25 protein-coding genes are annotated in these 23,799 nt (G+C 65.8%); 17 read left to right on the top strand and 8 right to left on the bottom strand.

Annotation, left to right across the window (positions count from 1 at the left end; genetic code table 11):
* Positions 1-48 precede the first annotated feature (48 nt).
* From THPRO_RS12605 to THPRO_RS12595, 3 genes are all read right to left on the bottom strand, one after another.
* Positions 49-1,023, bottom strand: coding sequence for a molybdate ABC transporter substrate-binding protein (locus THPRO_RS12605; RefSeq protein WP_052064351.1), 975 nt, complete (start codon positions 1,021-1,023; stop codon positions 49-51).
* A gap of 91 nt (positions 1,024-1,114) precedes the next feature.
* On the bottom strand, positions 1,115-2,005 hold the full coding sequence (locus THPRO_RS12600; RefSeq protein WP_052064350.1) for a lysophospholipid acyltransferase family protein: 891 nt from the start codon (positions 2,003-2,005) through the stop codon (positions 1,115-1,117).
* Between the two features lie 5 nt (positions 2,006-2,010).
* On the bottom strand, positions 2,011-2,793 hold the full coding sequence (locus THPRO_RS12595; RefSeq protein ID WP_236717316.1) for a tRNA 2-thiocytidine biosynthesis TtcA family protein: 783 nt from the start codon (positions 2,791-2,793) through the stop codon (positions 2,011-2,013).
* A gap of 97 nt (positions 2,794-2,890) precedes the next feature.
* Between THPRO_RS12595 and pip the strand changes: the two genes are divergently transcribed.
* Both pip and dtd read left to right on the top strand, forming a co-directional pair.
* On the top strand, positions 2,891-3,847 hold the full coding sequence (gene pip / locus THPRO_RS12590) for a prolyl aminopeptidase (RefSeq protein WP_038090160.1): 957 nt from the start codon (positions 2,891-2,893) through the stop codon (positions 3,845-3,847).
* Positions 3,844-4,290: a D-aminoacyl-tRNA deacylase gene (gene dtd / locus THPRO_RS12585; RefSeq protein WP_038090158.1), complete on the top strand. Its 447-nt coding sequence runs from the start codon at positions 3,844-3,846 to the stop codon at positions 4,288-4,290. Before pip ends, dtd begins: the two co-directional genes overlap by 4 nt.
* A 20-nt stretch (positions 4,291-4,310) precedes the next feature.
* Here dtd and fnr read toward each other — a convergent pair whose 3' ends face one another.
* Positions 4,311-5,069 carry a fumarate/nitrate reduction transcriptional regulator Fnr gene (gene fnr, locus THPRO_RS12580; RefSeq protein WP_052064349.1) on the bottom strand — a complete coding sequence of 253 codons (759 nt, stop codon included), beginning with the start codon at positions 5,067-5,069 and terminating at the stop codon, positions 4,311-4,313.
* 147 nt (positions 5,070-5,216) lie between these two features.
* On the opposite strand from fnr, the gene hisB reads away from it, so the two are divergent.
* From hisB to gpmI, 10 genes are all read left to right on the top strand, one after another.
* Entirely contained in the window at positions 5,217-5,810 is a 594-nt protein-coding gene (gene hisB / locus THPRO_RS12575) for an imidazoleglycerol-phosphate dehydratase HisB (protein ID WP_038090307.1), read from the top strand.
* Positions 5,811-5,845: 35 nt separating this feature from the next.
* Entirely contained in the window at positions 5,846-6,499 is a 654-nt protein-coding gene (gene hisH / locus THPRO_RS12570) for an imidazole glycerol phosphate synthase subunit HisH (protein WP_038090155.1), read from the top strand.
* Positions 6,500-6,545: 46 nt separating this feature from the next.
* Positions 6,546-7,289, top strand: coding sequence for a 1-(5-phosphoribosyl)-5-[(5-phosphoribosylamino)methylideneamino]imidazole-4-carboxamide isomerase (gene hisA, locus THPRO_RS12565; RefSeq protein ID WP_038090153.1), 744 nt, complete (start codon positions 6,546-6,548; stop codon positions 7,287-7,289).
* 4 nt (positions 7,290-7,293) lie between these two features.
* Positions 7,294-8,067: an imidazole glycerol phosphate synthase subunit HisF gene (hisF, locus tag THPRO_RS12560; protein WP_065089708.1), complete on the top strand. Its 774-nt coding sequence runs from the start codon at positions 7,294-7,296 to the stop codon at positions 8,065-8,067.
* 47 nt (positions 8,068-8,114) lie between these two features.
* Positions 8,115-8,519 carry a phosphoribosyl-AMP cyclohydrolase gene (gene hisI / locus THPRO_RS12555; protein WP_038090150.1) on the top strand — a complete coding sequence of 135 codons (405 nt, stop codon included), beginning with the start codon at positions 8,115-8,117 and terminating at the stop codon, positions 8,517-8,519.
* The gene (locus tag THPRO_RS12550; protein ID WP_038090147.1) at positions 8,516-8,836 is read left to right on the top strand and encodes a phosphoribosyl-ATP diphosphatase; all 321 of its coding nucleotides are present in this window, start codon (positions 8,516-8,518) and stop codon (positions 8,834-8,836) included. Before hisI ends, THPRO_RS12550 begins: the two co-directional genes overlap by 4 nt.
* A 113-nt stretch (positions 8,837-8,949) precedes the next feature.
* Complete coding sequence (tatA, locus tag THPRO_RS12545; RefSeq protein WP_038090143.1) at positions 8,950-9,207, top strand: twin-arginine translocase TatA/TatE family subunit; 258 nt, start codon at positions 8,950-8,952, stop codon at positions 9,205-9,207.
* A gap of 45 nt (positions 9,208-9,252) precedes the next feature.
* A complete protein-coding gene (gene tatB, locus THPRO_RS12540) occupies positions 9,253-9,744 on the top strand; it encodes a Sec-independent protein translocase protein TatB (protein WP_052064348.1) in 492 nt (163 codons plus the stop codon).
* Positions 9,745-9,826: 82 nt separating this feature from the next.
* Entirely contained in the window at positions 9,827-10,729 is a 903-nt protein-coding gene (gene tatC, locus THPRO_RS12535) for a twin-arginine translocase subunit TatC (protein ID WP_052064359.1), read from the top strand.
* Between the two features lie 79 nt (positions 10,730-10,808).
* Positions 10,809-12,359, top strand: coding sequence for a 2,3-bisphosphoglycerate-independent phosphoglycerate mutase (gene gpmI, locus THPRO_RS12530; protein ID WP_038090140.1), 1,551 nt, complete (start codon positions 10,809-10,811; stop codon positions 12,357-12,359).
* Here the strand turns inward: gpmI and fdhD are convergent.
* The 3 genes from fdhD to fdhF are packed head-to-tail and all read right to left on the bottom strand — an operon-like array spanning position 12,356 to position 16,566.
* Positions 12,356-13,174 (bottom strand): formate dehydrogenase accessory sulfurtransferase FdhD, encoded by an 819-nt coding sequence (gene fdhD / locus THPRO_RS12525; protein WP_082954641.1) that lies wholly within the window; start codon positions 13,172-13,174, stop codon positions 12,356-12,358. The two genes, gpmI and fdhD, sit on opposite strands and share 4 nt — an antisense overlap.
* The gene (locus THPRO_RS12520) at positions 13,171-13,602 is read right to left on the bottom strand and encodes a DUF1641 domain-containing protein (protein WP_038090135.1); all 432 of its coding nucleotides are present in this window, start codon (positions 13,600-13,602) and stop codon (positions 13,171-13,173) included. Before THPRO_RS12520 ends, fdhD begins: the two co-directional genes overlap by 4 nt.
* A gap of 3 nt (positions 13,603-13,605) precedes the next feature.
* Complete coding sequence (gene fdhF, locus THPRO_RS12515) at positions 13,606-16,566, bottom strand: formate dehydrogenase subunit alpha (protein ID WP_038090133.1); 2,961 nt, start codon at positions 16,564-16,566, stop codon at positions 13,606-13,608.
* A gap of 117 nt (positions 16,567-16,683) precedes the next feature.
* On the opposite strand from fdhF, the gene THPRO_RS12510 reads away from it, so the two are divergent.
* From THPRO_RS12510 to THPRO_RS12500, 3 genes are all read left to right on the top strand, one after another.
* Complete coding sequence (locus THPRO_RS12510) at positions 16,684-17,598, top strand: LysR family transcriptional regulator (protein WP_052064347.1); 915 nt, start codon at positions 16,684-16,686, stop codon at positions 17,596-17,598.
* Between the two features lie 63 nt (positions 17,599-17,661).
* Entirely contained in the window at positions 17,662-18,525 is an 864-nt protein-coding gene (locus tag THPRO_RS12505; RefSeq protein ID WP_038090129.1) for a sensor histidine kinase, read from the top strand.
* The gene (locus THPRO_RS12500) at positions 18,518-19,861 is read left to right on the top strand and encodes a sigma-54-dependent transcriptional regulator (RefSeq protein ID WP_038090126.1); all 1,344 of its coding nucleotides are present in this window, start codon (positions 18,518-18,520) and stop codon (positions 19,859-19,861) included. Before THPRO_RS12505 ends, THPRO_RS12500 begins: the two co-directional genes overlap by 8 nt.
* Before the next feature lie 9 nt (positions 19,862-19,870).
* Here THPRO_RS12500 and THPRO_RS12495 read toward each other — a convergent pair whose 3' ends face one another.
* Positions 19,871-21,085, bottom strand: a complete 1,215-nt coding sequence (locus THPRO_RS12495) for an EAL and HDOD domain-containing protein (RefSeq protein WP_052064346.1) — start codon at positions 21,083-21,085, stop codon at positions 19,871-19,873.
* 207 nt (positions 21,086-21,292) lie between these two features.
* Here THPRO_RS12495 and THPRO_RS12490 point away from each other — a divergent pair, with 207 nt between their 5' ends.
* Positions 21,293-22,144: a MurR/RpiR family transcriptional regulator gene (locus THPRO_RS12490; RefSeq protein WP_038090123.1), complete on the top strand. Its 852-nt coding sequence runs from the start codon at positions 21,293-21,295 to the stop codon at positions 22,142-22,144.
* Positions 22,145-22,200: 56 nt separating this feature from the next.
* Positions 22,201-23,769: an ABC transporter substrate-binding protein gene (locus THPRO_RS12485; RefSeq protein ID WP_145930858.1), complete on the top strand. Its 1,569-nt coding sequence runs from the start codon at positions 22,201-22,203 to the stop codon at positions 23,767-23,769.
* The last annotated feature ends 30 nt before the right edge of the window (positions 23,770-23,799 follow it).

The raw sequence follows: 23,799 nt of genomic DNA, 5'->3' as shown, positions 1-23,799 counted from the left end.
TGCTGCTGCAGCATTCGGCCCCGTTTCCGTTTCCGTGTCGGCGGGCGGTCAGAGCGCCTTGAGTTCCAGCTCCTTGGGTGTGGCGCGAATGAAGCCGTGTTTTTCGTAGATCGCCTGTGCCGCATCGGTGGCGAGGTATTCCAGGAAGCGCTGGGCCTGTGCCGGATTGCGGCCATTGGTCAGGCCGCCGATGGCATAGCCCACCTTGTCGGCCATATTGTCCTTGGGCGGCAGGGCGACACCCTCGACCGGGCGTCCCTCCGACTGCGCATAGACGACCTCGGTGGTCCAGACGATACCGGCGTCGGCCTTGCCGTGCTCGATCCGATAAGGCGTTTCGCGATGATGGCGCGCGGTGAACCAGGTTTTCTTGGGTACCGCCCAGCAGCGTTTGCAGCTGCGGTCGTCCGTCAGTTTTTCGTACAGCCCGTTTTGCTTGAGCATCGGCATGACGTAGAACTTGGCGATGCCCTCGGTGATCGGGTTGGGCAGCGACAGCACGACGTCGTCCCGCGCGAGATCCTCCACGCCCTTGATGTGCTTGGGATTGCCCTTGGCGACCATGATCTCCAGCTTGTTGTGGGTGTAGATCATGTACTCCTTCATCAGGCCCTTCTTGGCCAGCGTGCGCAGATGGTTGAGATTGACGCTGGCGTAGAGGTCGGGGTTCTTGGCGGTCTTCTGCTTGTTGATGCGGCCCTGCCTGAGGATCTGGCTCTTGAGGATCTGTCCGGGCGGGATGGTTTCGACGTAGATCGACTTGATGTCGGGATTGCGTTTCTGGAAGTCCTTGATCAGGTCGTCCATCACCATGAACTGGTTGCCGGCGAGGTACATGACCAGGTCGGCCTTGTAGGAATCGCCGATGCGTCCGTAGGCGACCTTGCCGCCGGTCTCGAAGGTGCGATAGTCGTGGTGCAGGCCGGCCGCATCCTTCTTGGCCGGCTTGCCCTCGTGATTGGCGGCGAGCGCCGCTGCCGGGAGCAGCGCGACCGCGGTCATGATCAGTAGATTGCGTAGCATGGAACCCCCCTTGTTGCTTGGTGTTGTTTTGGTGCCCGGGTTCAAAGCCCGGACAGGTGAAGAGTGTAGACGACGGGCGCGGGGGCGGCTGTCAGGCGTCGGGCGACGTTGGGTGGCTCTGGGCGGATGGCGGGCGGCGCGAGAAGCGCCGGTAGCTCCAGAGATACTGCGTGGGGCAGCGTCGGATCAGGGTTTCCACGCAGCGATTGAGCTCGGCGGCGGCCACCGTCGCGTCCGGGTCATGGATCGCCGCGCAGGCTGCAACGCAGTGCACGCGATAGCCCCGGCCGCGCGGCAGGCGCTCGCAGAAGGCGAGCACGACCGGCGTGTGCGCGCGTCGCGCCAGCTGCGACAGCAGACGCATGGTGTAGGCCGGCTGGCCGAAGAAGGGGGCGAATACGCCGCCGCTGCCCTTGGGGGTCTGATCGGGCAGCATGCCGACGACACCGCCGCCGTCCAGCCTGCGCCGCAGCGCGCGCAGGCCCGCCGGCGTCGTGGGGACAAGCTCGGAACCGGTGCGGCTGCGCGCTCCGCGGATGAAGCCGTCCAGGGTCTTCATGCGCGGAGGACGGTAGAGCGCGGTGGTCGGGCGCAGGGTGGCCAGGCACAGACCGGCGAATTCCCAACTGCCGAGATGGGGCGTCGCGATGATCGCCTCGCCGTGTGCGCCGGCGGTTTCGAGCAATTCGGCGTGTTCGCCGTAGCTCAGCAGGCTGCGCAGTTTGCGGGCGTCCTGACGCCACAGCCAGGGCGCCTCGGTGAGCGAACGGGTCGACTCGATGAGGCTACGGCGCCCGACGCGGAGATGCCAGGCCGCGTCGTGCTCGGGGAAGCAGCGGGCGAGGTTGTCCAGCGTCTGCCGGCGCAGCTTGGGCGATAGCCGCCAGGCCAGCGCGCCCAACGCGCCGCCGAGGGCCTGGTTGGCGCGCAGTGGCAGGTGGGCGAACAGCCCGAGCAGCCAGCGGACGAGGAGTTCGCGCACGGGGTTCAGGCGTCGTCCGGGAGCCCCGCGGACATCAGCGGCCTGAGGGTGGAAAGCAGATTGCGGAACAGCCGCGGTTGCTCGGCCTCCTGTTGCGCGAGCAGCTGCTTCATGTGCTCGCGCTGCGTCGGCATGGCGAAGCAGGCGGGGCAGTTTTCGCTGATCACCGGTAGATGCGCGCTTTCGGCAAAGGCGCGCGTCTGACGTTCGCGCGCGTAGACCAGCGGGCGTATCACGCGCAGGTCGCCGGCATCGATGCGATAGTGGGCCTTCATGGTACGCAGCTGGCCGCCATGGAAGGCCGACATCAGGAAGCTTTCCGCCAGATCGTCCAAGTGCTGCGCCAGGGCGATGACGTTGTAGCCCTCGCGCCGTGCCGCCGAGTACATCACGCCGCGTTTCATGCGTGCGCAGAAGGCGCAGAACGAGTCGTTGTCCATGTGCGACTCGGCCAGTTCGAGTATCCGTTCGCGCTCGTAGAGATACGGCACGCCGAGCGCGGCCAGATAGGGGATCAGCGGGCTGGGGTCGAAATCCGGCGACTGCGGGTCGACGGTGACCGCGCCGAGCTCGAAACGGATCGGCGCGCGCCGCTGAAAGTGCAGCAGCAGCATCAGCAGGCTGAGCGAATCCTTGCCGCCGGACAGCCCGAGTAGCACGCGGTCGCCCTCGCGGATCATGCGAAAATCAGCGATCGCGCGGCCTGCAAGACGCGCCAGGGATTTGGGAGGCGGTACCGGGAGCGGGTGCTGTGTGTTCATGCAGGCAAGATAGGGAGCCTGGCGCATGAAGGCAAGCGTGGTCGATGCGGGGTATCCTGATGCCGGCCCGAAGCGGTTGCCCAACGGCTCCGCGTGACCGCGTCCAACCGGAGAGTGATGCCCGATGAGTCGCCTGACACTGTTCCCGAGTATTCTGCCGTATCGCACTCATGCCCTGGCGATGGACGATCGGCATACCCTGTATGTAGAAGAGTGCGGACGTCCCGACGGGCTGCCGGTAGTGTTTCTGCACGGCGGGCCGGGTTCCGGTTGCGAGCCCTGGCATCGCCGTTTCTTCGATCCGGCCATCTACCGCGTGGTGCTGTTCGACCAACGCGGCAGCGGCCGTTCCACGCCGCATGCCGAGTTGCGCGACAACACCACGGCGGACCTGATCGCGGATATCGAACGCATCCGCGAATATCTGCAGATTGATCGCTGGGTGGTTTTCGGCGGTTCCTGGGGCGCGACGCTCGGGCTGGCCTATGCCGAGGCTTACCCTAAACGCGTGCTGGGTGCGATTCTGCGCGGCGTGTTTCTGTGCCGTCCCGAGGACATCGAGTGGTTCTATCAGCGAGGGGCTTCCAGGCTGTTCCCCGATTACTGGGCGGATTTCGTCGCGCCGATCCCTCCGGCCGAGCGCGACGATCTTGTCGCCGCCTACCGACGGCGGCTGACGGGCGAGGACGAGGTGGCGCGCATGGCCGCTGCGCGTGCCTGGTCGATCTGGGAAGGCCGCACGGCGACGCTGTACCCGAACACGGCGGTCGAGGATCATTTTTCCGATCCTTACGTTGCGCTTGCGCTGGCACGCATCGAAAACCACTACTTCGTGCACCGCGGCTTTCTCGAACCCGACCAGTTGTTGGCGCGGGCTGGCCGTCTCGCCGGCGTGCCGGGTGTGATCGTGCAGGGGCGCTACGATGCCATCTGCCCGCTGGATCAGGCCTGGTTGCTGCAGCAGGCCTGGCCCGACGCGCAGCTGCATATCGTGGCGGACGCGGGCCATTCGGCCGCCGAACCCGGGATCATCGATGCGCTGGTGCGTGCCACCAATGCCTGGGGCGCGCGACTGGCATGATCGCGTTGCTGCAGCGCGTGAGCCGCGCCAGCGTGAGCGTCGGCGGCGAAGTGATCGGCGAGATCGGCATGGGTTTGATGGTGCTGGTCGGCGTCGAGCGGGGTGACGACAGCGCGCAGGCCGAGCGCATGCTGGAGCGTTTGCTGGGTTATCGGGTGTTCGCGGATGCGCAGGGGCGCATGAGCCTCGGGCTCAAGGCGGTCGGCGGCGGGTTGCTGCTGGTGCCGCAGTTCACGCTGGCCGCCGATACGGACAAGGGCATGCGCCCCAGCTTTACCCCGGCCGCGGAACCTGCGGCGGCGCGCGCCTGCTTCGAACATCTGCTGCTGCGTGCGCGTGCGGCGCACGCGCCGGTAGGGGCGGGGTGTTTCGGAGCGGAGATGGCGGTCGCACTGGTCAACGAGGGCCCGGTGACCTTCCGGTTGCGGGTCGCGCCAGACTGACGTCCGGGCGAGGCGCCGGTTCAGACGCCGGCGGCCGATCCGCCGACGGTCGTGCCGAGATTGCACAGGCCGGACAGGCGTCCGCGGTCGAGCAGTGTGATGGCCTTGCGATTGACTTCGACCAGGCCTTCCTGCTGAAAGCGCGTGAACAGCCGGCTGACGGTTTCGACCGCCAGGCCGAGATAATTGCCGATGTCGCTACGCGACATGCTGAGATTGAAGGCCTGGCCCGAGTAGCCGCGCAGTTCGAAGCGTGAGGCGAGGTTGAGCAGGAAGCTGGCGAGCCGCTCGTCGGCACTCCGATTGGCGAGCAGGCGCATGAACTGTTCGTCGGAATTGAGTTCGCGGCTCATGATGCGCAGCAGCTGGCGCTGCAGGCCGTCGACCTCGTGGGCCAGATTGTGCAGTCGATCGAAAGGCAGTTCGCAGATGCTGGTGGTTTCCAGGGCTACGGCGGACTGCGGGTGGCTGCCGTTGCCGATGGCGTCGAGGCCCAGGATTTCGCCGGGCAGGTGGAAGGCGCTGATCTGTTCCTCGCCGCCGTTGGTGGTCGCATAGCTTTTGATCGAGCCGGAGCGTACCGCATACAGCGCCTGGAACCGGTCCCCCTGGCGAAACAGATTGGCTCCGCGCTGTAGGGGTTTGCGGCGGTTGACGATCTGATCGAGGCGCTCGATGTCGCCGCGGGAGAGTCCCAGGGGCAGACACAGATCCTGCAGTTGGCAGTCATTGCAGGCGCGGGACAGGCTGTGGATGTTGATGGTGGTCGGCGAGTCCACATAGCCTCCAAGGCTTGTCCGTGCGCTCGCTAGCTTAACAAAAAATCGGCGCTTCGCGAATCGAGCCGCCTTTGACGGCGATCGATTCGGCTTTGGGTTCGATATGGTATGCTTTCCAATCCGATTTATCGCCTTGCCGGCACGAGCATGGAACGACGCACAGCTGAGGTTCAACGCAAGACCCTGGAGACCCGGATCAGTGTCCGGATCGATCTCGATGGTACGGGCCAGACGCGGCTCGGAACCGGCGTGCCCTTTTTCGATCACATGCTCGACCAGGTCGGCCGGCATGGCTTGATCGATCTCGACGTGCAGGCCGAGGGCGATCTCGAGATCGACGCCCACCACACCGTCGAGGATGTCGGCATCACCCTGGGTCAGGCCTTCGCGCGGGCGCTGGGCGACAAGCGCGGCATCCGTCGCTACGGGCATGCCTATGTGCCGCTGGATGAAGCCCTCTCGCGCGTAGTGGTCGATTGTTCCGGGCGCCCGGGGCTGACGCACGAAGTCGATTACCGGCGCGCGCGCATCGGCGATTTCGATGTCGATCTGATCCATGAATTCCTGCAGGGCTTCGTCAATCATGCCGCGATCACGCTGCAGGTGGACAACCTGCGCGGGCGCAATGCGCACCATATCGCCGAAACCGTGTTCAAGGCCCTGGGTCGGGCCTTGCGCATGGCCGTCGAGCCGGATCCCCGCGCCGCAGGGACGCTGCCTTCGACCAAGGGCGCGCTCTAAGACATCCACGAACTCAAGACCGGTTCACAAAGCATATGGCCGTCCTGGCAGTGATCGATTACGGCATGGGTAACCTGCGCTCGGTTGCCAATGCGCTGCTGCGCGTGGTGCCGGCAGGCGACCGCGTGGTCGTCACCTCCTCGCCGGAGGCCGTGCGAGCAGCGGACCGCGTGGTGTTTCCCGGTCAGGGGGCAGCGCGGGACTGCATGCGCGAGATCGTCGGTCATGGTCTCGTCGACGCGGTGCTCGAGGCGGCCGCCAATCGTCCGTTCATCGGTATCTGCATGGGCATGCAGGTGCTGCTCGAAAACAGCGAGGAAAACGGCGGTATACCGCTGCTCGGGCTGTATCCCGGCACGGTGCGCTATTTCGGCGTCTCGCCGCGCGACCCCCACGGCGGCGAGCGCCTGAAGATTCCGCACATGGGCTGGAACGAGCTGCAACAGTCGCGTCCTCATCCGCTGTGGCAGGGCATTCCAGATCGCGCGCGCTTTTACTTCGTGCATAGCTATTATGCCGCGCCGGCGGATGCGCGCCTGGTAACGGGCACGGCCGGCTACGGCATCGATTTCTGTGCCGCGCTGGGCCGTGACAACGTCTTCGCCATCCAGTGCCACCCGGAGAAGAGCGACCGGGCGGGGCTGCAACTGCTGCACAATTTCGCGCGCTGGGACGGCGAGCCCGCCTAGGCGGTGCCGGCCGGCATATTGCAACGATGACGGGAGGTAGGGGTTCATGCTGTTGATACCGGCGATCGATCTCAAGGACGGCCAGTGCGTGCGCCTGCGTCAGGGACGCATGGACGATGCGACCGTCTTCTCGGAGGACCCCCTGGCGGTGGCCGAGCGTTGGGTGGCCGCCGGCGCGCGACGTCTGCATCTGGTCGACCTGGACGGCGCCTTTGCCGGCGGCCGGCGCAATGCGGCGATCGTCGAGCAGATCGCGCGTACCTTTCCAGACGTGCCGGTACAGGTCGGCGGCGGGGTTCGAGACGCGGACACGGTGCAGGCCTATCTCGATGCCGGCGTCAGCTACGTCATCATCGGTACCAAGGCGGTGAGCGCGCCGCATTTCGTCAACGACCTCTGCCTGGAGTTTCCGCAGCACATCATCGTCGGGCTGGACGCCAAGGATGGGCGCGTCGCGGTCGACGGCTGGTCGAAGCTGTCCAACCACGACGTCATCGACCTGGCCCAGCATTTCGAGCAGGACGGCGTGGCCGCCATCGTGTACACCGACATCAATCGCGACGGCATGCTCAGCGGTGTCAACGTCGAGGCGACCACGCGGCTGGCGCAGTCGGTGCACATCCCGGTGATCGCCTCCGGCGGCGTCAACAACATGGACGACATCGAGGCCCTGTGCGCGGTGGAGGACGAGGGCGTCAGCGGCGTGATCATCGGCCGTGCGCTGTACGAGGGCACGCTGGACTTCGCCGCGGCGCAGAAGCGCGCCGACGAACTCGCGTCCGCGGACTGAAGCCATGCCGCTCGCCAAGCGCATCATTCCCTGCCTCGACGTCGACAACGGCCGCGTGGTCAAGGGCGTGCGCTTCGTCGACATCCGCGACGCCGGCGACCCGGTGGAGGTTGCGCGCCGCTACGGCGAGCAGGGCGCCGACGAGATCACCTTCCTCGACATCACCGCCAGCAGCGACGAGCGCGAGACCATGGCCCACGTGGTCGAGGCCGTGGCCGCGCAGGTCTTTATTCCCCTGACCGTCGGCGGCGGTATCCGCACCCTGGAGGACATCCGTCGCATCCTCAATGCCGGGGCCGACAAGGTGGCGATCAACTCGGCCGCGGTGGCGCGGCCCGAATTCGTGCGCGAGGCCGCCGAGCGCTTCGGCAACCAGTGCATCGTGGTGGCCATCGATGCCAAGCGTGTCAGCGCGCCCGGCGAACCGCTGCGCTGGGAAATCTTCACCCACGGCGGGCGGCGGCCGACCGGCATCGACGCCATCGAATGGGCGGTGCGCATGGCCGAGTACGGGGCCGGCGAACTGCTGGTGACCAGCATGGATCGCGACGGCACCCGCGAGGGTTTCGACCTCGAACTGATGCGCACGGTCAGCGAGGCCGTGCCGGTGCCGCTGATCGCCTCCGGCGGCGTGGGCAACCTCGATCATCTGGCCGAGGGCATCACCCGGGGCCGCGCGGATGCGGTGCTCGCGGCGAGTATCTTCCACTTCGGCGAACATACGGTCGGCGAGGCCAAGGAGCGGCTGGCCGCCGAAGGCATCGAGGTCCGCTGGTGAATACTTTCCTGCGCGCTCGGGGCGCTTAAGCGGGTACAATTCCGGCCATGAATACGACGCAGGCGCCGTCACCTCAGTGGCTGGACGACATACGGTGGAATAGCGAAGGCCTGGTGCCCGTCATTGCCCAGGATGCGGGAAGCGGTCGGGTGCTCATGTTCGCGTGGATGAATCGCGAATCGCTGGCGCTAACGGCGGCAACCGGCGAGGCGGTTTACTGGTCGCGTTCGCGCGGCCGGCTGTGGCGCAAGGGCGAGTCCTCGGGGCATGTGCAGCGTGTGCGCGAGCTGCGTCTGGACTGCGACGGCGACGTGATCCTGCTGCAGGTCGAGCAACTGGGCGGCATCGCCTGCCATACCGGTCGCCAGAGCTGCTTCTACAGCGTGCTGCGAGACGGCCGCTGGGAGCCGGCGGACCCGGTGCTCAAGTCGCCGGAGGATATCTACGGATGAGCGAGGAGATACTGGGCGCGCTGGCGCGGATGCTGGAGGCGCGCAAGCAGGCCGAGCCGGACAGCTCCTACGTGGCGGGCTTGTATGCCAAGGGGCTGGACGCCATTCTCAAGAAGGTGGGCGAAGAGGCCACCGAAACCGTCATGGCGGCCAAGGACGGCGAGGCGGACAAGCTGGTTTACGAGGTGGCCGACCTGTGGTTTCACACGTTGGTGCTGCTGGCGCATCAGGGGCTCGGGCCCGACGACGTGCTGCGCGAACTGGCGCGCCGGATGGGAACCTCCGGCCTGGTTGAAAAGGCGCGGCGCGGGGCCTGAACGCCCACGCCGCGCTTCGTGTTAGTCTGCCGGACCGGCCTGCGGGCGATCCGGCCGGGAACGGACAAGGACACCGCGAACGCAACGCGGGTCCAATGAGCGGGAGAACCGATATGTTGATTCCGGGTGGTTATGAGTGGCTGGTGCTGCTGCTGGTGGTGGTGCTGGTGTTCGGGACCAAGAAGCTGCGCAATGTCGGCGGCGATCTGGGTTCCGCGGTGAAGAACTTCAAGAAATCCATGCAGGAAGGCGAGGCCGAGGGCGACAAGCCGGCCGAACCCGCCGCGCGCATCAAGCAGGACGAAGAGTCCGGCCGCGTGTTCGACGCCAAGAGCGAGCAGCATGCCGAGAAGGACAAGGACAAGGTCTGATCCCGGTCGCGCCGCGATCGCCGGCCTGAGACCCACGGAGGCTTGATGTTCGACTCGGGATTCTCCGAGCTGATGCTCATCATGATCGTGGCCCTCGTTGTGGTGGGGCCCGAGCGTCTGCCCGGGCTGGTGCGCAAGATCGGCTACTGGGTCGGACGTTTTCGACGCTATGCGACCACCGTGCGTGCCGAGATCGAGCGAGAGCTCAATGCCGACGAGCTGCGCAGCATGCTGAGCCGCCAGGAAGACGAGATCCGCGAACTGCGCGACATGCTGCAGGACACCCGCGAGCAGATGCGCGGCGAAGTGGACGATATCGCCGAGAACGTGCGTCAGGCCGGCGCTTTGCCAGCGGAACCGACGCGTGCGGACGGCGAGGGCGCCCCCGCGAAGACGCCGGACGATCACCCGCATGGCGCATCGCGGCCCGAGCCCGTCGCCTCAGCGCCCGTGGAACCGGGTACGCAACCGAACCCGGCGGCCCACCCCGAACCCGCGCCCGCGGACAAGACGACGCATGGCAGAAAATCGGAATAAGGAAGCGCCGGAGTCCCCGGAAGAGCCCCCCATCGACGGCGCAGCCCAGGAGGGCGCGGAGGCCAGCGGGCTGAGCAGCCTGATGTCGCATCTGATCGAGCTGCGCACGCGGCTGCTGCGCTCGATCATCGCCGTCCTCGCCCTGTTCATCGGGCTGAGTCCCTTTTCAGACCAGATCTACAGCTGGCTGGCGGTGCCGCTGGTGGCTCAGCTGCCCAAGGGCAGCAGCATGATCGCGATCGACGTGGCCGCGCCCTTCATCGTGCCTTTCAAGCTGACCCTGCTGGTGGCGGTGGTGATCGCCATTCCTTTCCTGTTGTACCAGATCTGGGCCTTCGTGGCGCCCGGGCTGTACCGCCACGAAAAACGCATGGCGGTACCGCTGCTCGTGTCGAGCACGCTGCTGTTCTATACGGGAATGGCTTTCGCATATTTCATCGTGTTTCCGATGATGTTCCATTTCTTCGCCAAGACCACGCCGGCCGACGTGAAGATGATGACCGACATCGGTGCGTATCTGGGCTTCGTGTCCAACATGTTCCTCGCGTTCGGCGCTGCCTTCGAGGTGCCCGTCGCCATTGTATTGCTGACCGCGATGGGCGTGGTCACGCCGGAAAAGCTGGCCGGCGCGCGTCCCTACATCATCGTCGCGGCCTTCGTCATCGGCATGCTGTTGACCCCGCCGGATGTGATGTCGCAGGTGTCGCTGGCCATTCCGCTGCTGCTGCTGTTCGAGGTCGGGCTGTTGGTTTCGCGTCTGGTGGTGCGGCGCAAGGCGGCGCGCGAAGCCGCCGGGGCCGATGAATACGAGGCAGACGAGGACGAGACCACCGCCTATCCGGCACCCATGGATGCCGAGGCCATGGATCGCGCGCTGGACGAGGCGGAAGCGGACGAACGCACCCATCAGCAGGCCGGAAAAGACCATGCCGGCGACGAGTCTAAGGATGCATCCGGTGCGCCTGACGATGAGCGCCGGCCCTGAGTCGCCCCGCTCCCGCGGGGACGCGCTCGGCCGATCCTGATAAAATCGCCGGCCCTACCGCCATAGTCCAGAGACGATCATGACGCAAACGCGCACAGTGCCGCGCCGACGGGCGCTCCTGGTGATTCTCGACGGTTTCGGCCTCAATCCTTCCAAGGAAAACAACGCCGTCTGCGAGGCGCATACGCCGCGCCTCGATGCCTATTTCTCGCATTACCCGCACACGGCATTGGAGGCCTCCGGGCGAGCGGTGGGCTTGCCGGACGGACAGATGGGCAATTCCGAGGTGGGCCATCTGGCGCTGGGCTCGGGCATGATCGTGCGCCAGGATCTCGTGCGCATCGACGACGCCATCGCCGACGGCCAGTTCCAGGCCAACCCGGCCCTGAGACAGGCCGTGGAGGCTGCGCGCAAGGCCGATCGGCCGCTACACCTGCTGGGCCTGGTATCCGATGGCGGCGTGCATAGCCATGTCAGGCATCTGGAAGCGCTGATCGGCCTGTGCGGTGAAGCCGGCGTTGTGCCGGTGGTGCATATGGTCACCGACGGCCGCGACACGCCGCCCAAATCCTCGCTTGGCTTCCTGCCCGCGCTGGAGCAAAAGCTCGCGACGGCTAACGGCCGCATCGCCACGGTCATCGGCCGCTATTTCGCCATGGACCGCGACCATCGCTGGGACCGCACGGAACTCGCCTGGCGCGCGCTGGTGCACGCGGAAGGCGTGGCCTGCGAGGATGCCGGGAGCGGTATCGCGGCGGCCCACGCGGACGGCCAGACCGACGAATTCATCAAGCCTCGCATCGTCGCCGGCGGCGAACCCATCCGCGGCGGCGATCAGGTGGTGTTCTTCAACTTCCGCAACGACCGTCCACGCCAACTTGCAGCCGCCCTCGCGCTGGACGATTTCGATGGTTTCGCACGCGGCGACTTCAGCCCGGTGACGGTAACCACGTTGACCGAATACGACCCGCGTTACGGTTTTCCGGTGGCCTTTGCCCCTGAACGTCCCACCACCTGCCTCGCCAAGGTGCTGAGCGAGGGCGGTTACCGCCAGTTCCATTGCGCCGAGACCGAAAAGTACGCGCACGTGACCTTCTTCTTCAACGGCGGCGGCGAGACGCCCTTCCCGGGCGAGGATCGCGTGGTGGTGCCTTCGCCGAAGGTGGCGACCTACGACCTGCAGCCGGAAATGAGCGCAGCGGCGGTCGCCGACGAGGTGGTCAAGGCGCTGGAGAGCAGCCAGTACGACTTCATCGTGGTGAATTTCGCCAACGGCGACATGGTGGGGCATACCGCCGTGCGCGAGGCGGTGATCCGCGCGGTGGAAACGCTGGACCGCGAGGTCGGTCGGGTGCTCGACGCGGCGGTCGAGCAGGGCTATTCGGTGCTGCTGACCGCCGATCACGGCAACTGCGACGAGATGGTCGATCCGGTCACCGGCGAGCCGCACACGCAGCACACCACCTATCCGGTGCCGCTGCTGCTGATCGACGAAGGCGCCTGGCGTCTCGCCACCGGCGGCGGCCTGAGCGGCATTGCGCCGACCCTGCTGCAGCTGATGGGCCTCGACCAGCCGGCCGAGATGACCGGCCACAGCCTGCTGCTCGAGGGCGGCGCGGCCTCGGCCTAGCCGCGCAGGCGCGCCTCGCCCGCGTAGACGTTGAAGCGCGGCGGGCGCAGGAAGCCGATCAGCGTCATTCCCGACGCGTCCGCCAGTTCCACCGCGAGGCTGCTCGGCGCCGAAACGGCGGCGAGCAGGGGCAGGCGCGCGCGGATGCACTTCTTCACGATCTCGTAGCTGGTGCGTCCGCTGACCATCAGCAGCTGTCGTTGCAGCGGCAGGCGCCGCTCCAGGCAGGCCCAGCCGATCACCTTGTCGACCGCATTGTGCCGGCCGACATCCTCCTCCAGTCGTAACAGCCGACCGTCGAGCGTGAACAGCGCGGCCGCGTGCAGCCCGCCCGAGCGCGAGAACATCGCCTGGGCGGCGCGCAGGCGCTCGGGCAGCTCCAGGATGCGCGCGACCGGCACCTCGGGACCCTCGTCGAGCGGCGGGCAGGCGAGCAGTCGGTCGAGTTCGAGCCGCGAATCCCCGCACACGCCGCAGGCGCTGGTCACTGCGGTCTTGCGCACGGGCGGTGGCGCTCTGTGCGTGCGCAGACGCACGCGGATGCGGTTGGCGCCCTCCTGGCGCACCGCCAGCAGGTCGTCCGGCCCGTCCAGCAGCCCCATGTCGAGCAGCAGTCCGACTGCGAGCAGCGTATCGGCGCCGGGGGTGCGCATGGTGACCACGCGCTCGCTTTCGGCGTCGCCGTAGCGGATCTCCAGCGGTGACTCCTCGGCCAGCGTGTCGAGGTCGGATGCCAGCCCCTCGCCGCTGCGGTGACGCCAGATGGCGGCCACCGGGGAGGGCGTGGCGACGGCGCCGCGGGTAGGCGCGTTCATTCGCCCAGGCCTCGGTTGAAGGCCTTGAGGAAGGCCACGATGCCGCCGATCGCCTGCCACAGTTCGCGGTCGCGCAGCAGCGCCAGCGCGCCGGCGATGCCGGACGGGTGTGCGGCTTCGTCCGCGGCGGTCGCTTCGAGCGCGGCGAGTCCGCTTTCGAGGGCGGGGATCAGCCGTTCGATGCGTGCCATGTCGAGTTCGCCGAACAGGGCGACCAGACGGGCGAGGTTGTAGCTCAGCCGCCGGCTGCCATCGCGGTCGAGCAGTTCGGCGATCAGGGTGGTCAGCTCCGGCGCCGCACCGAGGGCGTTGTTGGCCAGGCGCAGGACATCGCGCTCGTGCAGCAGCTGGACGAGGCGCTCGAGTTCGGCGTGGGCGTCGTCGGGTTGCGTACGCGGCGGGGGCGTGTAGGCAAGCGGTGCGGCCATGGCTCAGAGTCCTCCGTGTTCGGGCAGTTTGTGCGGCGGGCGCTGGTAGTCCGCGCGACGCCACTTCTCGCGCAGCTCGGGGCCATCCTTGGGCGTGGGGTGGCCGTAGCGCGAGTTGTGCGGCGGCAGCGGGGTGGGGCCGTCCGCCTCGATCACCTCCAGCGACACGGACAGCTCCTTGTATGCCGGGGTGTGCGTGACGCGGTCGGTGTGGCTGCCGGTGAGCACGTTGATCGGCTCCTCGACCGAGTTCATCGGCATGTACAGCTCGTCGCCCTGGACGCGGTCGGTGACCAGCACCCGCGCCTCGATGCTGCCGCGCCGCGAGGTCAGGCGTACGCGGCTGCCGTCGCGCACCCCGCGTCGCTGCGCCAGCTCGGGCGACAGCTCCACGAAGGTGTCGGGCACCTTGCTGTGGATGCCGCGGGAGCGGTTGGTCATGTTGCCCTCGTGGAACTGCTCGAGCAGGCGGCCGTTGTTGAGATGCAGGTCGTAGCTGAGGTCCGGCAGCTCGGCCGGCTCGATCCATTCCACCGGGTGCAGCCGCGCGCGGCCGTCCGGGAACGGGAAGCGTTCGGTGAACAGGATCGGGGTGTCGGTGCCGTCGGCGGTCACCGGCCACTGCAGCGAGGCGAAACCTTCCAGGCGTGAGTAGTCCACGCCGGCGAACAGCGGCGTGAGGCTGGCCGCCTCGGCCATGATCTCGCTCGGGTGGGTGTAGCCCCAGGGCCGGCCGAGGCGCTCGGCGAGCCCGGTGAGGATGCGCCAGTCCGGGCGCGAGTCGCCGAGCGGCGGCATGACCTCGTAGAGGCGTTGGATGCGGCGCTCGGTGTTGGAGAAGGTACCCTCCTTCTCGACGCTGGGCGCGGCCGGGAGCACCACGTCGGCGAACTGGGCGGTGCGCGAGAGGAAGATGTCCTGCACCACGAAGAAGTCGAGCTTCTCGAACGCCGACTGCACATACAGCGCGTTGGAGTCGACCAGCGCCATGTCCTCGCCGATCACGTACATCGACTTGAGTTCGCCGGCATGCACGGCATCGACCATCTCGTGGTTGTCGAGCCCGGGCTTCTCCGGCAGCGTGACGCCCCAGCCCTGGCCGAAGCGGGCGCGGGCGGTTTCGTCGCTGACCGGCGAGTAGCCCGGCAGGAAGGCGGTGATCGCGCCGAAGTCGCTGGCGCCCTGCACGTTGTTGTGCCCGCGCAGCGGGTAGGCGCCGGTGCCGGGGCGGCCGTAGTTGCCGGTGATCAGCAGCAGGTTGGAAATCGCGGTGCTGGTGTCGGAGCCGCCGCAGTGCTGGGTGACGCCCATTGCCCACAGCACGCACACGCCGCTGCTGCCTGCCACGCGCTCGGCGAGATCGCGCAGGGTATTTGCCGGGATGCCGGACACGGATTCGGCGTATTCCAGGGTGAAGGGTGCGAGCGAGGTGCGCAGCTCGTCCAGGCCGTTCACGCGCTCGGCGAGGAAGGCCTTGTCCTCCAGGCCCTGGTCGAGGATGTAGCGGATGAGCGCCGACAGCCAGACGAGATCGGTGCCCGGACGCGGGCGGATGAATACGTCCGCACGCTCGGCCATTTCGTGCTTGCGCAGGTCGGCGACGACCAGTTGCTGGCCGCGCAGCTTGTGTGCGCGCTTGACCCGGGTGGCGAGCACGGGGTGGCTCTCGGCGGTATTGGAGCCGACGATGAGCACGAGGTCGGCCTGCTCGATGGAGGCGATGCCGCCCGAGTCGCCGCCGTAGGAAACGGTGCGGAACAGGCCCGTAGTGGCCGGGTTCTGGCAGTAGCGCGAGCAGTTGTCGATGTTGTTGGTGCCGATTACGCCGCGTGCGAATTTCTGCATCAGATAGGCCTCCTCGTTGGTGCACTTGGAGGAGGCGATGAAGCCCAGGGCGTCGGGTCCGTGGGCGTCGCGGATCTCGGCGAAGCGGCGCGCGACGAGGCCGAGGGCCTCGTCCCAGCTCGCTTCGCGGAAACGGCCGTTCTCGCGGATCAGCGGGGTGGTCAGGCGATCCTCGTGATTGACGAAATCCCAGCCGAACTTGCCCTTCACACAGGTGGACACGCCGTTGGCCGGGCCTTCGCTCGGCTCGACCTTGAGGATGTCGCGGCCGCGCGTCCACATCTCGAAGCTGCAGCCGACGCCGCAGTAGGTGCACACCGTCTTGGTGCGGCGCACGTCCTGCTTGCGCATAGCCGCGTCAAGCTCGGATACCGCGATGATGGGGATGAAGCCGGTGGCCGGTTCGACCGCCTTGACGGCGTCGATCATCGGCTGGCGGGCCTTCTCGGGGACGGCGGTGAAGACGCCGGCCTTGCCGAGCATGCTTTTTTCCATCAGCGCGTTGCACGGGCAGACGGTGACGCAGTGGCCGCAGGAAACGCAACTCGATTCGTTGATCGGCTGGCCGCCGTCCCAGACCACGCGCGGGCGTTCCAGACTCCAGTCGATGCTCAGGGTTTCGTTGACCTGCAGGTTCTGGCAGGCCTCCACGCAACGGCCGCAGAGGATGCACTGGTCGGGGTCGTAGCGATAGAAGGGATTGCTCGCGTCCACCTCGTAGGGCTTCGGCGTGTACGGGTACACCTGATGCTCTACACCCATGTCGCGGACCGTATTGTGCACGGTGCAGGTGCCGTTGTTGTTGTCGCACAGCGTGCAGTAAAGGTCGTGATTCTTCAGCACGCGGTTGAGGCCTTCCTCGCGTGCCTCCATCGCTTCGCGGCTGTCGAGGCGGATGTTCATATCCTGGGCGAGAGTGGTGGCGCATGCGCGCCTGGGATTGCCATCGACGGCGATCCAGCAGGTGTCGCAGCTCTGGATCGGCCCGAGCGCGGGGTGATAGCAGATGTGCGGTACGTCGATGCCATGGTGGGCCAGGAACGGAATCAGCGGTTCGTCCGCTTCGCCGATGAGCGTCTCGCCGTTGACCGTGATCCGGCATTTGGCTCCCTGATCCATGCTCCGACCTCCTGGGGTAGTGTGGACGCACAGACTATGACAACCTATATTATCACTCAAATTTCTTTTATCTATTTTCTTTATTTGTATTTCTGATGTTTAGCCACTGGACACGCCATGGTCAATCCCCAGCACCTGCTGACCTTCACCGTCGTCGCGCGGTTGCGCAGTATCAGCCGCGCCGCCGACGCGTTGTATTTGAGTCAACCCGCGGTATCCGGGCAGTTGCGTCAGCTGCAGAACCTGGTTGGCGAACCCCTGTACGCGCGTCGCGGCTACGGTATCGAGTTGACCGCCGCCGGGCAGGGGCTGTTGCGCTATGCGGAAACCCTGCGCCGCGCGCATGCGCAGGCCGACGACTACATCCGCCAGTTGCAGGGCGTCGAGGCCGGCAGCATCCATATCGGCTCGACCAGTACGCTAGCCAGCTATTACCTGCCCGAGTATGTGGTGCGTTTCCAGCAGGCTTACCCAGGCGTGTCCGTATATATCGACACGGACAACTCGCTGGCGCTGATGCGGCGTCTCGAGGAGTTCGATATCGGCATGATCGAGGGGCCGCTGCCGGATATACCGATGTCCGGACAGTACGAGTTGCTGCCCTGGGTGGTGGACGAGGTGGTGTTGGTGTTGCGCGCCGGGCACCCTCTGGCCCAGCGCTATCCAGATGTGGTGCCGATGGCGGCGCTCGGCGAGTATCCGATCATCTGGCGCGAACCGGCTTCGGGTGCGCGCCAGACCTTCGAGCGCGCACTGGCCGAGGCCGGGATGCAGTTGCCGGTGAAGATCGTGGTGACCGGCGTCGATGCGATCAAGGAGGCGGTGCGGGCGGGCCTCGGCATCGGTTTCGCCTCGTTCCGGGCCTTGGCGCACGCCGGTCCGGACCTGGTGTGCCGGCATATCGAGGATGTGCGCGGAATCAGCTGGAATCTCTATGTCGCGGCGCCGGTAGGCCGCTTGCGCTCGCGCGCGACCCAAACCTTTCTCGATGCGCTGACGGATGTGGCGGATACGGCGGACCTCGGAGACTGAACTTAACGGCTCAGTTAATGCCTGTATAATGGAATTTTGTCTTTCGGCCGGGGTCAGCACTGAATGGACACAGCGCGCACGGAAAACGAACGGCTCATGGAGGCGTTGCAGCGTCTGGGTGCCTACCATTTCCAGACGCGTCTGGACGCGGCGGACTTTCCCACGATGGCGCCGCTGGCGGATGCCTTCAACACCATGGCCGATTCGATCGAGGCCTTCGTCAGCCATGACGCCAGCCAGCGGGTAACCTGGTCGGAACGTGACCGGCTTGCATGCATGAGCCAACTCACGGCGGGTATCGCCCATGAAATCCGCAACCCGCTGGAGGCCATCGTCAATTCGGTGGCACTGCTGGTGCGCAACAACCTGACGCCGCGCGAAAAACAGGAGCTTTCCGGCATCGTGTCCAACGAATGCGCGCGTCTGCAGCGCATTTTCCGGCATTTCATTCAGTTTTCGCGCTTTCCCATCGCGCGCATGGAGCCGACCGATCTCGTCGAGGCGACGGGCAATCTGTTCACGCTCCTGGGGACGAACAACCCCGAATCCGTCGAGTTCGCGTTGGAGGCCGAGGAGACGCCGGTGATGGCGCTCTGCGATGGCGACCTGATTCACCAGGCATTGATGAACCTGACGCTCAACGCACTCGAGGCCATGCCGGCCGGCGGGCGACTCACGGTGCGCATCGTGCCGGACGAACGCCACGTCGCGGTGAGCGTGGTCGACAGCGGCGAAGGCATTCCCGCCGATCGCCTCGAACAGATCATGGAGCCCTTCTACACCAGCCGCGCGAGTGGTGTCGGTCTGGGACTCGCGATCACCCAGCACATCCTGGCGCAGCATGGCACGCGCCTGGTGATGAGCAGCGAGCCAGGGCGTGGCACGCAGGCGTCCTTCATCCTGCCCAGGGCGAGGCAGCATGGCTAATATCCTGGTCGTCGACGACGAGCCCAACATCCGCCGTACCCTCCGCCTGCTGCTCGAAAAGGAGGGGCATAACGTCGCGGATGCCAACTCCGGAGAGCAGGCGCTGGCGATCGTGGCGGAGCAGCACATTGATCTGGTGATGCTCGATCTTCGTCTCGGCGCCGAGGACGGGCTGGAAATCCTGTCTAAGATCCGTGCGCGTGGCGACCATCCCGAGATCGTGATCGTGACCGCGCACGCCGAGGTCGACGAGGCGGTGCGGGCCATGAAGCTCGGCGCCTACGATTACCTGGTGAAACCGCTGGCGCCGGACGAGCTGTTGATCCGGGTCGGCAAGATTCTCGAAAAGCGCGCGCAGAGTCAGGAGCTGATGCAGCTGCGCGAGGAGGCCGCGCGGCGCCAGGAGCCTTATGTCGCCTCGCAGAGCGAAGCCATGCGCGAGATCATGCGCCGGGTGCAACGGATCGCGCGGCAGGATATGCCGGTGTTGATCACCGGCGAGACCGGGGCGGGCAAGGAAGTGATCGCGCGCCTGATCCACCGTCTGAGCACCCGCGCCGCCAAGCGTTTCGTGGCGGTCAATTCGTGCGCGCTGACCGAGAATCTGCTCGATTCCGAGCTGTTCGGCCATGTGCGCGGCGCCTTTACCGGGGCGAACACGAGTCAGCCGGGCCTGTTTCAGGAAGCCGATCGTGGTACCTTGTTTTTGGACGAGATCGGCGACATCACGCAAAGCCTGCAGGCCAAGCTGCTGCGTGTGCTGCAGGAAGGCGAAATCCGACCGGTCGGCAGTACCAAGGTCGCCAGGGTCGACGTACGCGTGATCGCGGCGACCAATCGCGATCTGTGGACCCTCAGTGAGACCGGAGAATATCGCAAGGATCTGCTGTTTCGTCTGGGTGTCATCGAGATCAAGATTCCGCCGTTGCGTCAGCGGCGCGACGACATCTATGCGCTGACCGATTTCTTCCTCGCACGGCAGAACGAAAAGAACGTGGAGGGGCAGTCATTCGAGATAACCCCGCGCGCCCGACGCAAGCTTTACATGTATGACTGGCCCGGCAATGTGCGCGAGCTGACCAGCGTTCTGGAGCGCAGCTTCGCTTTGGCGGACGGCCATGTGATCGACGCCGAAGACATCATCATCAATCAGAATACCGCCAACGACGGCATCGACGAGCCGCCGCACGGGATGAGCCTGCACGAGATCGAGGTGGCGCACATCCGGCGGGTGATGGGCCTGTGCCAGGGGAATCAGGTCAAGGCCTCGAAGCTGCTCGGGATCAGCCGCTCCACCCTGCAGCGCAAGCTCAAGTATCTTCACGGTGCCGCCTGAACGGCGGCCTCAGGCAAGACGGGGAGGGGGCGTGCTGCCGGTCAGCTTGAGCACGGAATCCGCCCAGTCGAGTGCGTCGAGTCGGGCTCGGGTCAACAGCGAAGCCGGGATGTCGGTGCGTCCGACACGTCGCCACTGGCTGAGTTCGTAGTTCAGTACCACCTCCAGGTAACGCCCGAGCGCGCCCTGGTGTTCGAGAATGGCGCGCTTGATATCTTCGGACAGCGGCAGCGGCGAGATCACCTGCGGCAACGGCCGATCGAGCAGGATGTCGAGCGCGGAGAGCAGCCCTACGATGAAGCCGTCTCCGGCCACGATCCCGCTGGTGGCTTCGCCCAGCAGTTCGCACATGCGCGCTCTGGCCAGGGCGATGACGAATACCGCGGAAGGTTTGTCGCTGAGCTGGGTCAGTGCAAGCAGAGTGCACCAGGTGGCCAGCCTCTGACGGCCCAGCAGCAGGATGGTGTCCTTGAGCGCGGTGACGGGGCGCGGCAGATTGAAAAAGGCCGAATTGATCAGGCGCAGCAGCTTGTAGCTGAGGATGGGATCGGCAGCAATTGCGCGCTCGATCTCGTGAGTTTCGGTGGCCGGATCGTGAATGATCGCGAACAGGCGCAGCAACGCGACCTTGTTGGGCGGCAGGCTGGCGCCATGCCGGATGACCCGCGGCCGGCTCAGGAAATAGCCCTGGAAATAATCGAAGCCCAGATCCCGGAAGCGCTCGAATTCCGCGAGTGTTTCGATACGCAGGGCGAGCAACTGCAAGTCGTGACGTCTGAGTGCGGCCATGTCGGCGGACAGGCGCTCCGGCGCGATGGCCCTGATATCGAGCTTGACCATGTGGGCCAGCGCATACAGCTCCGAATGCGCCGGGTCGTAGCGGCCGTCGTCGAGCGCCAGGGTATAGCCCATGGCGGCAAGGCGGCGCAGCTGCGGCAGGTGCTGCGGGTGGCCTAAAGCAGGCGGAATGTCGAATATGACGCGCTGCGGGGGCAATGGCAGCTCGTGGGCGATTTCGAACAATTGCGGGCTCAGATTGATGCCGACCCGACGCGAACCGGCCAGCTGCTCGATGCCGAACTCCTGAAAGGCGTTTACCACGACGTGCGCGGTGGCCGTGTCGGCGGCTGTCGGACCGCTGCCCCTGAACAGCAGCTCGTAGGCATCCACGCCCAGCTGGGTGTTGTAGATGGGCTGGCGCCCAATCAGGACTTCAAGCGACATCCGTTCTCGCCAGGTGAAGGGCTGGCCGCGTCAACCCGCCAGCAGGAATACAACTTCGAGTATGGGTGCTTTCTTGCCGCATGCCAATCGATTCGATGCGCGCCATCGGTAAGCGCCGCAAAATGTTATTTTTCTAACATTTGACTTGCTTATGATTTGGAAGGATCATAAGCCCATACGATTAGCCGGGATGCGGAGGCGGGTCGAATGGACTGGATCGGCGCCGAGGTCGGACACGACGCCAGTTTCACCAAACTGGAGAAGCGGGTGGCGGCCTATCTGACGGCCAATCCGGACGCCCTGCTGGTCGACACCAGCCGCGCGATCGCCGAGCGGGTGGGCGTCAGCCCGATGACCGTAACCCGGTTCTTCAAAAAACTCGGCTACGAAAATGCCGCGGCGGCAAGGCGCAAGCTCAAACGCCAAGTATACGGCCCGGAGCTGAGCCGGATCGGCAATCGCTTCGATCTGTTTCGCGAATCCAAGCCGCCCGCGGGCGGAGATGCCGTGCTGCAAAGCGGCATCGCGGCTATCCGCCGAGCCTTCGAGGTGCGAAGTCAGCCGCAGTGGCAGCGGATCGTCGAGGCGGTGGCCGGGGCCGACAGCGTCTACGTAACCGGTTTCCAGACCATGGGTTATCTGGCCCGCGGTTTCGCCATGCGGTTGGGCTATGTGCGTCCCGGGGTGCATGAAATCGACGGCGCAGACGGCGCCTACGCCGGCTTGCTGACCGACCCCGCGCCGCGCCGCGCGCTGTTGATCATGGATATCTTCCGCTACGCGCGCAACGGCCCGGTACTGGCAAGGGCGGCGCGCGCGCGCGGCGTCGAGGTGGTCGTGTTCTGCGACGAGTTCTGCGACTGGGCGGCGGACATCACACCGCACGTGGTCGCGCTGCCGTCCGCCACGCCGCTTTTTTTTCGCTCGGACACGGGGATTCATTTCAGTCTGAGCCTGTTGGAGCAGGATGTGATCGACGCCTACGGCGAGCAGCGTGTGCGCGAGCACATGGAGCTGCTGTCGGAGGCACAGGAGTGGTTCGGCCAATATTCGAAATGAAGTCCGGCGCAGACCGGGTCAGTGGCAACCGTAATCAACCTATGGGAGTTGAGGCAATGACAAGACGCAAATGGGTACGGGTGCTGGCCGTCGGGCTGGCGGTGTTGTCGCTGGCGGGCGTGCGCGCGTTTGCCGCGACGCCGGCGAATGTGCTGGTGATCGGCAAGGCGGCCGACCCGCAGACGCTGGACCCGGACGTGACCATGGACAACAACGACTGGACGGTGACTTACCCGGCGTATCAGCGGCTGGTGCGCTACGAGACGATCGGCGGCAAAGGCAGCACGCAGGTGGTCGGCCAGCTGGCGCGTTCCTGGAAGGTGTCGAAGAACAAACTGACCTGGACGTTCGAGCTCAAATCGGGCGAGCGCTTCGCGGACGGCAGTCCGGTCGACGCCTCGGCGGTGAAATTTTCCTTCGACCGGCTGCTCAAGCTCGGCAAGGGGCCGGCGGAACCGTTCCACAATCTCGCCTCGGTGATGGTGATCGGCCCGCATACCGTCCGTTTCCGCCTCAAGCAGCCTTTCGCGCCCTTCCTGTACACCCTGGCCAACGATGGTGCGGCGATCATCAATCCCAAGGTGATGGTGCATCAGGTGAACGGCGACATGGCGCAAGGCTGGCTTGCCGAACATACCGCCGGCAGCGGGGCCTACCAGCTGCGCAGCTGGCAGAAAGGGCAGAGCCTGATCATGACGCCCAACGCTCACTATGCCGGTCCGAAGCCGCATTTCGCGGAGGTGGTGGTCAAGATCGTGCCGGACGCCTCGGCGCGGCGTCTGCAGCTTGAACGCGGCGACCTCGACATCGCCGAAAACCTGCCTGCCGACCAGCTCAATGCGATCAAGAAGGCCGGCACGCCAGGCGTCAGCGTGCGCGAGTATCCGAGCCTCAAGGTGACCTACCTGTATCTGAACAACAAACGCCCGCCGCTGGACAAGGTGGCGGTACGGCGCGCGATCATCGATGCGGTGGATGCCAGGGCCATTATCGCCGGCATACTGAACGGCGAGGGCAAGCCGATGGGGGCGCCGATTCCTGATGGCATGTGGGGCTACGATCCTTCTCTAAAGCCCGCGACGCGCGACGTCGCCAAGGCGCGCGTCCTGCTCAAGGAGGCCGGCGCATCGGATCTCAAGCTGCGCTTCGACTATTCCGACGCCGATCCGAACTGGGCGACCATCGCGCTGGCGGTGCAGGCCAATCTGGCGGACGCCGGCATTGCCGTGAAGCTCGAGAATTTCGCCAACGCGACCTACCGCGACCGGCTCGGCAAGGGCGATTTCGACATCGCGATCGGCAACTGGAGCCCGGATTTCGCCGATCCCTATATGTTCATGAACTATTGGTTCGATTCGGCCAACGGTGGTCTGGCGGGCAATCGCTCGTTTTATGCCAATCCGGAGGTCGATCAACTGGTGCGCAAGGCCGCGGTCGCCGCCACCCATGCCGAACGTCTGCGCCTGTATCGGAAGGCGCAGCGGATCGCGGTACAGGATGCGGCATATGTGTACCTGTTCCAGAAGAACTCGCAGATCGCCATGCGCAAGGACGTGAAGGGCTTTGTGTTCAATCCGATGCTGGAGCAGATCTACAACATCGCCGAGATGTCGAAGTCGCACTGATGTCGTCATGCGACGGGCGGTGGCTGTCCG

This window comes from Acidihalobacter prosperus, assembly GCF_000754095.2.
Lineage (GTDB): Bacteria > Pseudomonadota > Gammaproteobacteria > DSM-5130 > Acidihalobacteraceae > Acidihalobacter > Acidihalobacter prosperus.
The sequence above is the reverse complement of the archived record's forward strand: the minus strand, read 5'-3'. Positions and strand labels throughout refer to the sequence as shown.

Bases quoted from the DNA above. Each gene is read 5' to 3' on its own strand.
- THPRO_RS12605 (WP_052064351.1), bottom strand. From the start codon at position 1,023: ATGCTACGCAATCTACTGATCATGACCGCGGTCGCGCTGCTCCCGGCA.
- THPRO_RS12595 (WP_236717316.1), bottom strand. From the start codon at position 2,793: ATGCGCCAGGCTCCCTATCTTGCCTGCATGAACACACAGCACCCGCTC.
- pip (WP_038090160.1), top strand. From the start codon at position 2,891: ATGAGTCGCCTGACACTGTTCCCGAGTATTCTGCCGTATCGCACTCAT.
- dtd (WP_038090158.1), top strand. From the start codon at position 3,844: ATGATCGCGTTGCTGCAGCGCGTGAGCCGCGCCAGCGTGAGCGTCGGC.
- hisB (WP_038090307.1), top strand. From the start codon at position 5,217: ATGGAACGACGCACAGCTGAGGTTCAACGCAAGACCCTGGAGACCCGG.
- hisH (WP_038090155.1), top strand. From the start codon at position 5,846: ATGGCCGTCCTGGCAGTGATCGATTACGGCATGGGTAACCTGCGCTCG.
- hisA (WP_038090153.1), top strand. From the start codon at position 6,546: ATGCTGTTGATACCGGCGATCGATCTCAAGGACGGCCAGTGCGTGCGC.
- hisF (WP_065089708.1), top strand. From the start codon at position 7,294: ATGCCGCTCGCCAAGCGCATCATTCCCTGCCTCGACGTCGACAACGGC.
- hisI (WP_038090150.1), top strand. From the start codon at position 8,115: ATGAATACGACGCAGGCGCCGTCACCTCAGTGGCTGGACGACATACGG.
- THPRO_RS12550 (WP_038090147.1), top strand. From the start codon at position 8,516: ATGAGCGAGGAGATACTGGGCGCGCTGGCGCGGATGCTGGAGGCGCGC.
- tatA (WP_038090143.1), top strand. From the start codon at position 8,950: ATGTTGATTCCGGGTGGTTATGAGTGGCTGGTGCTGCTGCTGGTGGTG.
- tatB (WP_052064348.1), top strand. From the start codon at position 9,253: ATGTTCGACTCGGGATTCTCCGAGCTGATGCTCATCATGATCGTGGCC.
- tatC (WP_052064359.1), top strand. From the start codon at position 9,827: ATGTCGCATCTGATCGAGCTGCGCACGCGGCTGCTGCGCTCGATCATC.
- gpmI (WP_038090140.1), top strand. From the start codon at position 10,809: ATGACGCAAACGCGCACAGTGCCGCGCCGACGGGCGCTCCTGGTGATT.
- fdhD (WP_082954641.1), bottom strand. From the start codon at position 13,174: ATGAACGCGCCTACCCGCGGCGCCGTCGCCACGCCCTCCCCGGTGGCC.
- THPRO_RS12520 (WP_038090135.1), bottom strand. From the start codon at position 13,602: ATGGCCGCACCGCTTGCCTACACGCCCCCGCCGCGTACGCAACCCGAC.
- fdhF (WP_038090133.1), bottom strand. From the start codon at position 16,566: ATGGATCAGGGAGCCAAATGCCGGATCACGGTCAACGGCGAGACGCTC.
- THPRO_RS12510 (WP_052064347.1), top strand. From the start codon at position 16,684: ATGGTCAATCCCCAGCACCTGCTGACCTTCACCGTCGTCGCGCGGTTG.
- THPRO_RS12505 (WP_038090129.1), top strand. From the start codon at position 17,662: ATGGACACAGCGCGCACGGAAAACGAACGGCTCATGGAGGCGTTGCAG.
- THPRO_RS12500 (WP_038090126.1), top strand. From the start codon at position 18,518: ATGGCTAATATCCTGGTCGTCGACGACGAGCCCAACATCCGCCGTACC.
- THPRO_RS12495 (WP_052064346.1), bottom strand. From the start codon at position 21,085: ATGTCGCTTGAAGTCCTGATTGGGCGCCAGCCCATCTACAACACCCAG.
- THPRO_RS12490 (WP_038090123.1), top strand. From the start codon at position 21,293: ATGGACTGGATCGGCGCCGAGGTCGGACACGACGCCAGTTTCACCAAA.
- THPRO_RS12485 (WP_145930858.1), top strand. From the start codon at position 22,201: ATGACAAGACGCAAATGGGTACGGGTGCTGGCCGTCGGGCTGGCGGTG.